This window comes from Haladaptatus sp. W1, from assembly GCF_001723155.1.
In the GTDB taxonomy this organism is placed as follows: domain Archaea; phylum Halobacteriota; class Halobacteria; order Halobacteriales; family Haladaptataceae; genus Haladaptatus; species Haladaptatus paucihalophilus.
In genome coordinates, this window is record NZ_MEIH01000370.1 from 35323 (window position 1) to 49547 (window position 14225).

At 54.7% G+C, this 14225-nt stretch carries 14 protein-coding genes and 1 pseudogene; 11 read left to right on the forward strand and 4 right to left on the reverse strand.

The window, feature by feature from the left end:
• Window positions 1-23 precede the first annotated feature (23 nt).
• Window positions 24-962, forward strand: a complete 939-nt coding sequence (locus BG842_RS22175; protein WP_069452495.1) for an ROK family protein — start codon at window positions 24-26, stop codon at window positions 960-962.
• A 98-nt stretch (window positions 963-1060) separates the two neighbouring features.
• Here BG842_RS22175 and BG842_RS33320 read toward each other — a convergent pair whose 3' ends face one another.
• The gene (locus BG842_RS33320) at window positions 1061-1351 is read right to left on the reverse strand and encodes a winged-helix domain-containing protein (RefSeq protein WP_069452496.1); all 291 of its coding nucleotides are present in this window, start codon (window positions 1349-1351) and stop codon (window positions 1061-1063) included.
• 530 nt (window positions 1352-1881) lie between these two features.
• On the opposite strand from BG842_RS33320, the gene BG842_RS22185 reads away from it, so the two are divergent.
• The 6 genes from BG842_RS22185 (at window position 1882) to BG842_RS22210 (ending at window position 9893) form a co-directional block, all read left to right on the forward strand.
• Complete coding sequence (locus BG842_RS22185) at window positions 1882-2214, forward strand: hypothetical protein (protein ID WP_069452497.1); 333 nt, start codon at window positions 1882-1884, stop codon at window positions 2212-2214.
• Between the two features lie 366 nt (window positions 2215-2580).
• Complete coding sequence (locus BG842_RS22190) at window positions 2581-3366, forward strand: hypothetical protein (protein WP_175424251.1); 786 nt, start codon at window positions 2581-2583, stop codon at window positions 3364-3366.
• A 524-nt stretch (window positions 3367-3890) separates the two neighbouring features.
• Window positions 3891-5285 carry an FAD-binding oxidoreductase gene (locus BG842_RS22195; RefSeq protein ID WP_069452498.1) on the forward strand — a complete coding sequence of 465 codons (1395 nt, stop codon included), beginning with the start codon at window positions 3891-3893 and terminating at the stop codon, window positions 5283-5285.
• 410 nt (window positions 5286-5695) lie between these two features.
• Window positions 5696-5956 (forward strand): hypothetical protein, encoded by a 261-nt coding sequence (locus BG842_RS22200; RefSeq protein ID WP_069452499.1) that lies wholly within the window; start codon window positions 5696-5698, stop codon window positions 5954-5956.
• Between the two features lie 277 nt (window positions 5957-6233).
• Window positions 6234-7253 carry a hypothetical protein gene (locus BG842_RS22205; RefSeq protein WP_069452500.1) on the forward strand — a complete coding sequence of 340 codons (1020 nt, stop codon included), beginning with the start codon at window positions 6234-6236 and terminating at the stop codon, window positions 7251-7253.
• 873 nt (window positions 7254-8126) lie between these two features.
• The gene (locus tag BG842_RS22210; protein ID WP_083252701.1) at window positions 8127-9893 is read left to right on the forward strand and encodes a multicopper oxidase family protein; all 1767 of its coding nucleotides are present in this window, start codon (window positions 8127-8129) and stop codon (window positions 9891-9893) included.
• 211 nt (window positions 9894-10104) lie between these two features.
• On the opposite strand, the pseudogene BG842_RS29280 reads toward BG842_RS22210, so the two are convergent.
• Window positions 10105-10191: pseudogene (locus tag BG842_RS29280) on the reverse strand (IS5/IS1182 family transposase); the annotation flags it as partial.
• A gap of 362 nt (window positions 10192-10553) precedes the next feature.
• On the opposite strand from BG842_RS29280, the gene BG842_RS22215 reads away from it, so the two are divergent.
• From BG842_RS22215 to BG842_RS22220, 3 genes are all read left to right on the forward strand, one after another.
• Entirely contained in the window at window positions 10554-11081 is a 528-nt protein-coding gene (locus BG842_RS22215; RefSeq protein ID WP_139136240.1) for a hypothetical protein, read from the forward strand.
• A gap of 527 nt (window positions 11082-11608) precedes the next feature.
• The gene (locus BG842_RS28235; RefSeq protein ID WP_083252699.1) at window positions 11609-11746 is read left to right on the forward strand and encodes a BBE domain-containing protein; all 138 of its coding nucleotides are present in this window, start codon (window positions 11609-11611) and stop codon (window positions 11744-11746) included.
• A gap of 158 nt (window positions 11747-11904) precedes the next feature.
• Window positions 11905-12582, forward strand: a complete 678-nt coding sequence (locus tag BG842_RS22220; protein ID WP_175424253.1) for a class I SAM-dependent methyltransferase — start codon at window positions 11905-11907, stop codon at window positions 12580-12582.
• 63 nt (window positions 12583-12645) lie between these two features.
• On the opposite strand, the gene BG842_RS22225 is transcribed toward BG842_RS22220, so the two are convergent.
• The gene (locus BG842_RS22225) at window positions 12646-13062 is read right to left on the reverse strand and encodes an ArsR family transcriptional regulator (RefSeq protein ID WP_175424254.1); all 417 of its coding nucleotides are present in this window, start codon (window positions 13060-13062) and stop codon (window positions 12646-12648) included.
• Between the two features lie 328 nt (window positions 13063-13390).
• On the opposite strand from BG842_RS22225, the gene BG842_RS30305 reads away from it, so the two are divergent.
• Complete coding sequence (locus BG842_RS30305; RefSeq protein ID WP_217493363.1) at window positions 13391-13729, forward strand: hypothetical protein; 339 nt, start codon at window positions 13391-13393, stop codon at window positions 13727-13729.
• A gap of 315 nt (window positions 13730-14044) precedes the next feature.
• Here the strand turns inward: BG842_RS30305 and BG842_RS30310 are convergent.
• Window positions 14045-14225: hypothetical protein (locus BG842_RS30310; protein ID WP_217493364.1), on the reverse strand; the 181-nt coding region annotated here is incomplete at its 5' end.

Genomic DNA, 14225 nt, shown 5'->3' on the forward strand with positions numbered 1-14225 from the left:
GGAAATGTTTCGAAGTAAATGTAATGGATGGAATTGCGGTGTTCGACATCGGAAGTACTCACTTCCGGTATACGGTCGGGACACCGGCAGGGGAGTTTCTCACCAAGATTGCAGTCGAACCGACACGACCGGAAATTCTTCCGATGCAGATCGTCCACGCAGTTCAGAACCTACAACAGAACTCCTCCGCGACGATTGTTGCAGTCGCTGTCTCTTGTACTGGTCTCGTTGACACTTCGAACGGAATCATTCGGGAAATGGATACCAAATATGGATCGGCAGTCCGAGATATCGATCTTCGAAGTGTGATTCAGTCCGAATGTGACCTCCCGCTCTTTCTGGCGAACGACTGTAGTGCATCCGCGCTCGGAGAATGGTATTTCGGTGCGGGCGATTCATATGAGTGCGTAGCTCACGTCACCTTCGGCACCGGTATCGGTGCTGGGGTCGTCGAACGCGGGCGACTCCTCCGTGGCGAATCCGGCCAAGCTGTAGAAGTCGGGCTCTTTCCCGTTGCACCGACATCTGGTCTCGATAGTTTTGGTGTTCCGGGAGCGTGGGAAGCGATCTGTTCGGGTCGCGGTATCCCAGACTATATCGCCCACCGACTGCAAACTGACGACCGGGAAACGACGCTTCGAGATGGCCCTCACTCCGAGGCAGAGCATCTTTTCGAGGCTGCAAACGATGGTGATACAGTCGCCCAAGAGTATCTCGATCAGACCGCCCAGTATAATGCGGCTGGCATCGGAACTCTTTGTAACGCGTACAATCCCGGCCTCATCACCATCGGCGGGGGCGTAGCGCTCAACAACCAGCAAACCATCTTGAATGGTATTCGAACGTATCTTGACGACTATCTCTATGTCAAGAGGCCTGACATCCAAATCACAGAGTTAGGTGATGATATCGGTCTCTATGGAGCGCTCGCTCACGGATATCCCGAAAGAGAAGTCGTGTGAGTTCCGAATCGAGACAGATGAACTACTTCAGTACCGAACATGGAGTGTATGACCTACTCTCGGTAGTATTATTTTAATCACATTCAATGTCCAGTTGGTCAGGAACTATCCTCACTGGAGTCTAACTTACTCACATCCAAATCTCCAATAAGATACGCTTCTCCAATATCAGATATTTGGTAATAACCTTTCTCACCCAATAGAGAATTGACCAAGCCGTGTGATTCTAACCGCTTCAATCTTCGCCGAACGGTTCTTCGAGTGAAATCATACCCCTGTAGACGAAGATTTTCATGGATGGGAGTTACAGGCAACGCGAGCCCTGTCTCTTGCAGTAACTCAAGGATGATATCGTCTTTCTCGTTCATCCAGTTTGCCCGCTTTCGCATTCACATACTGATTCCAGACGTTAGGTTTAGTTTCTCCGAAAATATCAGACAACATCACTATTTGAAGACATGCATGTCTGTATTCACGGACAATATTTAATAGACTTCCCTTGCTTGAAGACACTAACGACTGTTCGACGGGCAATTAGCCGCAGAAACTCGAGTGGCGCGTGGTATCAGCACGCGCCCGTCGTGCGGTCGTTCGGAGAACCGCATGCCTCTCTACACGCACACGGGACTAAAATGTCCCGTCCGGCTATCGCACCGTATACGAATCAACTCCCTCACTGATGGTGGCATCGATGTGGAGACCGTCGTCCGAAGCGGCTGTCATGGCAACGTACTCCATCGCAGTGCTCCGGTGAACCCAGAGGTGACCGACCAATGAGCCAGTCGGCGTGGGTTACTACAGACAATCCACGCTTCTCGTCCATTACCAGCCACTCATCGCACACAGTCACCCCCACCGACGCACACGACCAATTCCGCCCACCTTGCCAGCATATTCAGCTCATACGGGAGGCTGACCGATGATCGACCAACACACGGTGCTCGCGTTCGACTGCGGGGACCCGATCCAGATTCACACTGAAACGCGTACGCTCACGGGCGTCGTCTACCAGTGTGAGCACCACGATCCCGTCCTCACCTGCCGTGGTCCCGAACCCGGCGAGCACGTCCTCTTCGTCGTCACACCAACGAACGACCGCTATAGGGTGCAGTACCGCTACTACGATGAGTACGACCACACTGAGACCAAGCTGGATCGGTACGGCCGCACACCCACCGGACGATATGCTTGGCTCCGAACGTGCGCTCACGTCGAGGACCTCGCCGACCCAACGGACGGTGAGCGCGCATGAGGGCCGAGACACCGCTTTCGGTGGATTCAGTGAACACAGCGCTACTCACGTACCGCTCACCCGATAATGGCGTTCACGTTCGCATCTCGAATCTTCCATCGACACGCCTTGTCGAGACGAATCCACTGACGAGTCACACTCCATCGCTCGTTCTCCTGGCACCTCCGATCACCACAGCAGAGCACGCCACGTTCCACAACGCCCCCACCACGGCCGTGTCCAACGCCGATTCGCCCATGACTGTCATCGAGGCCACCCACACGACTCACGAGACCCCACAGTGGATCGACACCGCCACGACCATCACTCATTGTCTACCCCTTTCCACACCAGAACACACCGCAGTTCCAGTGGAGGTGGGTGCCGATGTGTGACACCCGTACGTCCGCTGTTGGCACGACGAACAAGCGGTCAGTTGCAGACCGTGCCGAACAAATCGAGCGACTCACCGACCGCATCACCGAATTAGAAGATCAGCAAGCCAGACTCGAAACCCAACTCACGACGAAAGACGAGCGAATCGACGACCTCGAAACCGAACTCCAAACAGAACGCGACCGGACCACCCAGCTCGAAACTCGTCTTGAGGATCTTGAATCCCAGACTGAGGACCTCCAAGACGACTGTGAAGAAGACCGCCAACAGAACCACCGCATCCGCGCCTCGGTCTCCCGAATCATCAACGACGTGCGCGAGTACACCAGCGAAGACGGCAGTAGTGTCGACGCTACCTCTCCGACGATCGTTGCTGAAGCAGCCACGGTTGGAAAGGAACTCCACGACATCATCCAACGAACCACAGAAAACGCCAGCCTCCTCGATTTCTCAACCAAACGCCCCGCGAACGCGAGCATCCACGAGAAATATCTCTCTGTCCTCGGTCGGGCTGAGGAGAAAGCCCGCGAAACTGGCTCCCAAACCGTCTTCCTGAACTACCGCGAGGTGGCCACACACTACGGCTGTGCGTACAAAACGGACGGCTATCGCGTGATGGAGGAGATGGCAGAACGCGTTCCTGGTGTGGCATACGTCGATGGACATCTCGCTAACCCCGATATCGACCCTACCACCAAAATCGACGGAAAGAGCATTCGTGTCGAGTGGAACCACCCCGACCTTCGTGGATGGGTTCGTGCGCATCGGGAGGGCTGATTACAATCGCATAATATCGGGGGGTTCGGCGAACCCCCCGTGTGCCGCACCACTCCAACCGTAGAGACAAAACTTCCACCCACACCACCATCGAACGCAACGGACGTCTACTGTCGAGTACGGTCTGTTCTGCGGTCTGTCTGCGGATAAACGGGGGAGTGCCGCGGGGCTCTCCCGTTATTATACTGTTGTAATCGACCCGACGACTGTGCTGAATATCGTTCTTGTTAATCTCGATCCGACAAGAGGCCCCGGAATCAAAAATACTTGGCAAGCAGTTATCATTCCGAACGATACTGGCGACCAGTATTCTCCGACAACAATTAAATGGTGTAATCGGGTTCAATGACTGTGCTGAAACACACAGACAGTTAGCAGTCGCTTGCGTGCGACGGTGAGTATCTATTCAGCACAGAATCTCACTAAAAAGAACGGATGGAGCTGGTCACAGCATTCGCTGAATATGATGATAAATAATGACAAAAATTAAGCGGTTGCTCCGTGTTATACTAGGGTGACCGATCATGGCAGTCACCACTTCCCCAGTAGACGAGACTGCAATAGGCGAACTCAAGGCAGAGGTCCGTGGCCCAGTGCTCCAACCAGACGACGACGGATACGACGAAGCACGAACGGTATACAATGCGATGATCGATCGCCATCCGGGTATCATTGTTCGTCCGACAGGTGCTGCAGACGTAATAGCTGCCGTCAATTTCGCTCGGGAACAGGACCTTCTGGTTGCGGTGAAAGGAGGTGGACACAATGTTGCAGGGCTTGCTGTCTGCGATGATGGACTGATGATCGATCTCGGTCTCATGTCGTCAGTTCGGGTCGATCCCGACGCACGAACGGCCCGTGTCGGACCCGGCGCGAGGCTCGGAGACCTTGATCACGAAACAGCTCCGTTCGGACTCGTCGCTCCCGCCGGCGTCGTATCGATTACTGGTGTCGCAGGGTTGAGCCTGGGTGGTGGATTCGGCTATCTCTGTCGAAAGCACGGGATGACGGTTGACAACCTCTTGTCGGTGGATCTCGTCACAGCTGACGGCGACCTCGTTCACGCCAGTGAAGATGACCACCCCGAACTGTTCTGGGGCATCCGGGGCGGTGGTGGCAATTTCGGTATCGTGACGAGTTTCGAGTTCGAGCTTCATGAACTGGAGGAGGTCCTCGCCGGATTGATCATCTATCCAGCTGATGAAGCACATTCGGTCGTACGCTCTTGGTGGGAGTTCATATCCGAAGCTCCTGACGAGCTCTCTGTGTGGCTCAACTTCTCCCACGCTGCTCCCGAGCCGTTTATTTCAGAGGAGTATCATGGTGAGCGGATACTTTCGGTCATCCCAATTTACTCGGGTAACGTCGAGGAGGGCTGGGATGTGATCGCTCCATTGCGCGAGGTCGGCGACCCGATCGCCGATACCGTCGAACCTCGGCGATTCGTCGATTGGCAACAGGCCTTCGATGAGTCATATCCGGCAGGTGAGCGGTACTTCTGGAAGTCGCATAATTTCAAATCTCCATCTGTCGAGGCACTCGATCACATCACCGACTATGCTGTCTCGCCGCCGACACCGGACACGAGGGTCTCCGTAACGCATCTCGGCGGGGCGGTCAATCGCGTCCCGTCGGACGCGACGGCCTACCCGCACCGAGATGCAGACTTTCTCGTGAACATTACCACGCGCTGGCACGACTCTACCCAGGACGATGAGTGTATTGCGTGGACCCGGGAGTACTTCGATGTGTTAGCGCCGCACGCGACTGGTGGAACCTACGTGAACTTCACGACAGAACCAGAGGGCGAACAGTCGATGGCCTACCGAGAGAACTATGAACGATTGGTCGCGCTCAAGAATGAGTGGGATCCGGACAACCTCTTCAAAATGAATCAGAACATCAAACCGACAAGCTGAGACGGGACTTCTGTTGCCGACATTGGCATACCAATCTACGCCGTGTGATCCATTCCGCGAGCCACCGGGACGAACCTTTCACCCACGCCACCCCCTGTACACAACACGCGACCACTAGCAAGTGCAGTTGTATCTGCGGTGTTTCTGCGGAAAAACGAGAGAACACAATAGCACTCTCCCGTTATTATAACGATGTAATCGATCCAACGACGTTGCTGAACCACGGAAATGTCCTCGTGTTCGCTATCTCGAACATGGAACAACTCTGTGACCCACTCTAAGCATGCCCAGCTAAACGAACGCGATTCTTCCCCGCTGCAAGCGACGGGGTTTCCTCGCTACCGCAAAGAATATCGTGCAGATAATACTTAAGCTCCGTTCCGACGTCCCTACTAGGGGGTGTGAGGCTCATGAAAATCGGTATCGTACACGACATCCACGACCCAGAAGCGTTTCTAGAGCGAGGTGAACCGATGCTGTCCCCTGAGAATATTCCCGAGAACGTCCAGGTCCGCCAGTTCTGTCCTGCCGAGGACGGATCAGTGGCGACCTGTGTGTGGGAGGCCGAGTCCGTCGCCGAGGTGAGCGAGGTCGTCGATACTACTCTCGACGATGCGAGTACCCAGACGTATTTCACGATCAGCGAGGAAGGGGGGTTCAGCGTCCCCTGAGGAATCCGCCTTCGGGGACCCCCGATACCTTCCACAACGCATCTTTCAACACAGCACTGTGAACAATAGTGAAACAGAGGGCCACTGAGGGACAGCGACATCGCTTGACCAACTGAGATGGCTCGATATGCTTTGTATTTTTTTCGACACGTTACTATTGGGATTGAATATACTTTGGCAAAAAGTCATTTCCTCCTGTCTGAACTTGCTACCCGGGTTCGGTCGGTGATGCGTCTTGCGGTGAATCTTTATGTGGTCCGTTCGATATATTCTCACTATGACGCTCTACGCACTTGAGAATCTCGACGATGCCATCGACGCGACAAAGGCGTTCCTGTGGCCGATCGAGCGAACGCGCTGGATCAAGCTCGCGCTCGTGGTGTTCTTTATCGGCGCTCCCGGAGTGAACTCCACTACCTTCCAGTACAACATCCCAGCCGACCAAGCCCCAGCGGGTGGCTTCCCGATGCCACCGGATATTGGTCCACGGGTCTGGCTCCTCGTCGCGGTGATCATCGCGGCAGTCCTCCTGCTCGGCATCCTCTTTTTGCTGGTAGGATCGATTATGGAGTTCGTCCTCATCGAGTCGCTCCGTCACGAGGAAGTCACGGTTCGCCGGTACTGGAACCGGCGTTGGCGCCAGGGAGTCCGTCTGTTCGGGTTTCGACTCGTTATCGGACTGCTCGTATTGGGCAGCGTCGTCGTGATTGCTGCACTCTTTCTTTTGCCAGTCGTTGTCGAGACTGGGCCCGCAAATGCGGCTCCAACCGATGGCTTCTCGATCGTCCCCTTCCTGCTGTTGGTGCCAGCGCTCCTCATTCTCGCGATTCTCGTCGGCCTGATCAATGGCTTCACCACAGTGTTCGTCGTCCCGGTTATGATCGTCCAGGATTGTGGCGTACTCGGCGGCTGGCGGCGACTCTGGCCGACGATCACCGCCAATCCCTGGCAGTACCTCGCGTACGCCGTCGGCGGAGTCATACTCTCAATCGCCGGCGGAATTCTCATTGCGATCCTTGCTGGCATTGCTATGCTTGTTCTTTTAATTCCCTTTGGCATCCTCGGGGCGATTGGGTTCGGTCTGTTGATGACGGTTCAGCCGCTCGGGATCGGTGTCCTCACCATCGTCGGGCTGCTGTTTGTCCTCTCGGTGCTCCTCGTCGTCGCGCTCGCCCAAGTCCCCGTCGTGACGTATCTGCGCTACTACGCGCTCCTCATCCTCGGTGATATCGACGGCGACCTTGATCTCATTCCTGAGCGCCGTGCCGCTGTGCGCACCGAAGAGGAATCAACATGACCTCCTCTCTGTGGTAAACGACGGGGCTTTCCACACGTCTGGTCCGTGGTTCGATGCTCTCGTCTGGGTTACCACCCGATGGGGTGCTGGCCGGGTCACGCGACCGTTACTCCTATCCGGCAGTGGGGTCGTGGTTCTGCTCTGCTGACTCGGAGGTCTCTTGTTTGTTCTACGTCGGTTAGCAGCCAGTCCGACCACAGGACACGTGAATCTACTGTGCGACGAGTCACACCCGTTCCCAGAACGCGTAGCGTTCTGGTGTGCGAACGAGAGCTTCACTCTCGTTAACGCCGTCAACGGCGGGATTCTCTCGCCGAAGAAAGATAGCCCCCAGGGCGTGACGAGATCGGTGCCACCACCGAGGAGGAAGCACTGTTGAACCGGACAGCAACGCTGGAAGATGTGAGTGACGTTGCCTCGTTTGTGGCTTCGGATCAAGCTCGTACTGTGGCTAGAACAGTAGTCAAGATCTCCGATGGCACACGGATGGAGGAGTTGACTCAAACGGATTCACGAACAAAATCCAGACACAAGTTCTTTTATCCACCAGTGCCTGCTAAAATATCCTGAAATAGACATAATACATGTCTGCTGTACAAATAAAGGTGACAATGATTAATTTATTGACTATATAATTATTCCATTACCATCAGTGGGAGATTTCAGAGTTTCCTCACGAGACTATTAGATAAGGGTGTGAAATAAATATTGATTATTTCTAATATAACTATGAGTTGTACTCAAGTGTAAATATTTAATCAATAGATATAATGTTGGGGAGTTATATTATCCAATTGATGATTGCCATAGATGACATGTAGATGCTATTTGATGAAATGGTGAGACGTGGTGATCATTACGCGCTCCCCCATCATGACCAAGAGAGACGACCCAACCGACGACGATCAACAGCGCTCGCTTACACCAAACCGACGGACCTTTCTCAAGGCAGCCGGCGCGGCTAGCCTGCTCACCACTTCCCCTTGGGCTACCGACCAAGCCGCCGCCGTCACCGGTGAAACCCCATTCACCGTTCCCCAGTGGGAAGACCCACTCCCACGACCGGGGGTGTTGACCCCCACCAGTCGGAAAGCTGGGACTGATCGCTACGAGATCGAACTCACCGAATTCGATCAGACCGTACTCCCCACCTCGATGGGCAAAGAGACGACAGTCTGGGGCTACGCAGGGAGCTACCCTGGACCGACCATCGAGGCCCGGCCCGACCGTGCGGTTGAGGTCAAATGGATCAACAACCTCCCGACTGACCACCTGCTGAGTGTCGACCAGCAGGTGCATGGCGCCGAACCTCCGGCACCCGAGACGCGGATTGTGACCCACCTACACGGCGCCGTAACGAGACCACGCAGCGACGGGAACCCTGAGGCGTGGGTCTCCCCAGACGGAAAAACCGCCGCCGACAGTGATGTCGACTATCAGCAGGTCAAGGAGTACCCTAATGGTCAGGAGCCGGCGACGTTATGGTATCACGATCACGCGATGGGCATTACACGCCTGAACGTCTACGCTGGCCTCGCTGGGTTTTACCTGCTCCGAGACCCCATGGAGAACAGTCTCCCCAGCGGCGACTACGAGGTCCCGATCGTCATCCAAGACCGCTCGTTCAACAGCAATGGCTCGCTCTTCTACCCGGACGGGACCGACGACGACTTCGAAGCGGAGTTCTTTGGCGATGTGCCCGTCGTCAACGGCAAGGCCTATCCGTACCTTGAGGTCGAACCGCGCACGTACCGCTTCCGGTTCCTGAACGGATCGAATGGACGGGTGTTCAACCTCAAACTTCAGAACGAAACGGCCTCTGGCGTGCCGATGATGAACCAGATCGCCACCGATCTCGGGTTCCTTGAATCCGTCGCCACAATCGGGGCGGATGGCGACCACGCGTCGCTGCTGCTTTCGGGTGCGGAACGGGCAGACATCGTCGTCGATTTCTCAGGCTTCGAGGGGCAGACCTTCACGCTCACCAATACTGCTCCGACGCCGTATGCGGGTGAGACGGTCCCCATCTCTGAGTCGGACATGCCCGAAATCATGCAGATCAAGGTGAACGAAACCGAGTCAGAAGAAAGCCATATCCCCCTGTCACGATTCCTGACACAGATCAACAGGCGCTACCCGGAACCTGACGTGACGGAGTCAGGCACCACTCGATACATGACCCTCGACACGGGAACGCTTGAGGTCGCGCCGGGGATTGAGTACGACTCCCACTTCCTCAACCAGTCCCTGTACACTGACGAGGAGGCGGTAGTCCAGCCGACGTTCGGGACCTCGGAAGAGTGGGTAGTGGCGAACGTGACGGGTGACTCGCATCCGGTCCATCTTCATCTGGTTGATTTCGAGGTGATCGGGCGGCAGACGTTCAACGCGGAGGCGTTCGATGAGGCGCGAGAAGCCGGTGCGGACCCGACTGTGCCAGATTACCTTGACGGGCAAGTGACCAAACCGGGGGCGGGTGAAGCGGGGCCAAAGGACACGGTCTTGGTGAACCCGAACGAGGCTGCCATCATCAGACCGGCCTTTACGGGATTCACTGGCCGGTATGTCTGGCACTGTCATATCCTCGAACACGAGGACCAAGAGATGATGCTCCCCTACGAGGTGGTGCCTGCAGAATAGTACCTCTGCTATGGGTCGTGAGGAATACTGCCGCTAAGGGCACCGGAAGAAGGGGGTAAGAGGGAAATTCATCCCTCATATTCGGCGGTAGAGCGTTTGAATCTCATATTTCACTCCGGATACGACATTTTCACTGCACTCTCTGTCTCTGTATCGGTCACAGGGATTCTGACAGTCAGGAGAGAGTACCATGTTCACCCACACATACAAATCAGAGTGTTTGGTCGAGATTGTGGGTGAAACAGCCGATAGCAAGTTCGCGGAACTGCTTCCACCAGTGTTGAGAACGGACGAACGAATTTCGCTGAGACGAGAAACCATCGTCTCATTGAGGCCTTGTTGAAACTTTCAAGCAATGTGGACTTGGCGAATCCGTGATGAACCCAGAGGACGTGTATTAAAATTTATTTGACTAAAGATAGTATTAGTAACACTTAGATGGCATAGGAACGGTTCCCACACTGTGATTGTACTTTCTGATTATCCGATATTTATTATGTTGATAATATATCTTTAGTACAGCAATAGTAATATACTCTCACAATAATGTATCTTATAGATATGGCTCCTGATAATACGCAGAAGAGTAGTTCCGTATCGCGACGAAGCATCCTCAAGAAAACGGCCTTCGCGGCTGGTAGTGCTGTCGTCGGTACGAGCGTGTTCGCCAGCCAGGCTGCAGCAGACGACCAAGACTGTCGTGGCTGTTCCAAAGTGTGCTGGGTCGACGTGAAACCGTCGAGTTGCCCCAACTCGGTCAATCCGAAGAGTGCTGGTGTCCTACCGGTAGCTGCAGGCTGGCCCCATTACGACGTCTCGACGGTTGAACTCATCCCGGTGAAGGGAAGCTATGACGCCGCATTTGGTGACTGCCAGGACTTTACCAACGTCCAGTACAACGACGATACAGAGACGGCGACCAAACTCTGTGAACTCGCGATGACGTCTGAACGATCCGCAAGTCCCACCTGGTCGAGAGTCGAGGACGTCGACGGTGACGGTGACGATGACACCAAATTCAAGTTCAAGGTTTCGGACCTCCAACTGGAGTCCGACGACACGTACCTCATCCTGAAAGGCGAGTCAACCGACGGAGACTGTACGTTCCTGGGCATCGACAGCGTCCGCGTCCTCGGAGGAAACGGTGGCAACCAAAACGGTAACGCGGGTGCCCGAGGCGGAAAATAACGGAAAATCCCTGCCTGTCGTTGGGGTCGGTGTGAAATCTCCCAGTCGATCGTTGCGACCGGCAGCTCTAGGACGTACTCGGCGGCGACGGTTGTTGGGCTGTTGTGCTCGGTCAAGAACTAGATCGCCTGCCGTGTGACCAGCACTGACCATCTTGCACCCGCCTGCGATTAGGCTGGAAGCAATCAGCGTCGATGCTTTTGCTTCCATTCGTCTCGTCTGCTACTTGTTTCACACGTTCACAGACAGATACATCGATACACTCGCTTGGTGAAAAGCCACCCGTCTGGAATAGCACTCCGATGTTGAAAAATAAATAAGCGCATTCCTCCGGTTCCTTCTGTCTTGGTCGCAGGTATGGCCAGTACGGGAAGCCACCAAGGCCATCGCACTATCCGCACCGAGACGCGGACTTCCTCGTGAACATTACGACGCGCTGGCACGGCTCTACCCAGGACGATGAGTGTATTTCGTAGATTCGGGAGTACTTCGATGTATTAGCGCCGCACGCAACTGCTGGAACTTACGTGAACTTCACGACAGAACCAGAGGGCGAACAGTCGATGGCCTACCGAGAGAACTATGAACGGTTGGTCGCACTCAAGAATGAGTGGGATCCGGACAATCTCTTCAAAATGGATCAGAACATCAAACCGACATGCTAGGAAGTGACTTCTGTTGCCGACAATTGCATACCAATCTACGCTTCGAATCGAACCGACGACCGAGTTGATTACATTCGGATAGCAATATGCTGGTTGCCCACCAGTTAGATGGTAACCAGTAGTACAGTATGACGATACTGGGAGGCCAAAATCAACGTATGACCGATATTCCTGTCAGTGCGGTATCGAACGAAACTGTCGTAGCGACCTACGATTGGCTAGCGAAAGCATACGACTGGTTTATCGCACCCATGCAGACCGGGACGCGAAAGCGTGCCCTGAATCTTCTCGCTATCGAATCCGGTGAGCAAATTTTGGAGGTCGGATGTGGGCCGGGACATGCTCTGACCGCCCTCGCCCGGCACGTCGGTCCGACGGGTCACGTGATCGGGCTCGATGCCGCGCCGAGGATGGTGGACCGTGCTCGCCACCGGTCCAAGCGAAAAGGGATGACTAATCGGATTGATCTGCTCCTAGGGGACGCTCGGTCACTTCCCATCCGAGAGGGCACAACTGATGTCGCTTTCATCGAGGACACCCTCGAGTTGTTTTCGCCGGGAGAGATGCGCACAGTCATCAGCGAAATTAGACAAGTGTTGGAACCGGATGGTCGACTGGGAGTTGTGACCATGGAGAGAGCAGCTTCCGAAAACGACCCATTCGTACAGACGTACGATTGGATATTTGACCACGTGCCGGGCTACGAACGCGTTGGATGTCGTCCCGTATACGCACGTCGAGCCCTCGAAGAGGGAGGATTTGAAATTGAGCGACAGGAGCGACACCGTCGGTGGGGAGTGTGGCCCGCAGAGATCCTGATCGGGAAACTCGCGTGAGTGGTTGTTTACATTCAAACAGGCGCAAAGCCTCGCCCTTTAGCGCAGAGAGGATGTCAATAATCATTCGTTCGTGGGTAAGTCAATAGTGAGTTCATTTCTCACCTGGTTCCCATCACGACCCCGCGTAATGATGCCGCTCTCTTCAAGATCGTCTAACTGACGTGAAATTGTCGACTGATCTTTCTCGGTGAGCTCACTCAATCTCGATCCCGATAGGGGGCCGTGTTGATGAAGCGTATCAATGAGTTCACGCAACTCCTCGTTGCGTAGGGCAGCGGCGACCGAACGATCGTATTGCCCATCTTTCCCCGCCACGAAGTATCGATTCGAGCCCTGCAGCGATTGGGTATGTAGATACCCCTCTTCGGTGAGCGTACGAAGATGTTGCTTCACCGTCGATTGATTGACCCCCAGATCCTCTGTGATGGATGCGATGTTCGTCCCCGGATTTTGCGTGACGAACTCAAAGATATCCATCCGAGTCGGGCTATCAGATTGCCTCCCTGTATTCATTGCGCCTGCGAGCCCTGAAGCAATTTTATCACGATACTTCCAGCCTACAATAGTACCGACAAGACCAACGAGAAGGAAACCCCCAACGGCAAGCAAAACGAGTAGAATCGATGAAAAAACACCCGTCCCGTTTTGGGAGCCTCCCGCGTCGCCTTGTGATTGTGGGAAGTTTCCTGTACTATTGTTCTTTTCTGTCGTTGGTCGGGAAGTCGTAGAATCTGTCGGGGATTGAGTTACTTGTGTGGGTTCTCCCCCGTCGGTGGTTTTGTCAGTCGAACCTGGTTCTTCACTCGTGGAAACGGCTGTAGTGGACGATCCGCCCGACCCTGCGTTCTGCGTCGTTGAACTCTGCGACGTCGTTGGTGGAGAACTCGTCGTCGTGGCTGTCGCGGTTGTAGTGGTCGGTGTCGATGTCGTAGTGGTCGAACTGCTCGTGGTGGTGGTGGTGGTAGGCGGTGGTGTAGTGGTCGTGGTGGTCAGTGTCGATGTCGTAGTGGTCGGACTACTCGTGGTGGTGGTAGGCGGTGGTGTGGGGGTCGTAGTGATCGGGGTTGATGTCGTAGTGGTCGTGGACGACGGTGTGGGGGTCGTAGTGATCGGTGTTGATGTCGTAGTTGACTGCAATGGCTGACTCGGTACCTGAGCGGTAGCCAGTGAGCTGGCGAGAAGAGTGCACAGCATCACCACACAGATTATTCTTCCCCCTGTCATTTTCGATGAGGGCATCTCGCTACGTTCTGTATCGTATCGACAAAAATTTGCCGAAGTTATGAAACTATTTGAAAGATGAATAAAATATATTTTCTCCTACCTGACTTGTGATAGATTGAATACCGTTTGGAGTCTCACCGACTGGGACGACAAAACACTCGATCCGTTCTACGCTTTATCTGCAGAAGAACAGCGGAGTGCCAAGGCGTTCCCCGGTATTACCCACATAGTGGCATCACTGAACGACAGTGAACGCATGCTCGTAGGTGTCCAGTTCCGAACCAACCCGAACCCACAGCGGAACAAGGGCTTCTAGATACCGGGCAGCGTCGATACCGCCGACATCGTGGACGCCCGGCCAGCCCAGTTCGACGAGAATGACTTCCGTCCGTTCTTTTGCATCCGCGTCGTCCCCG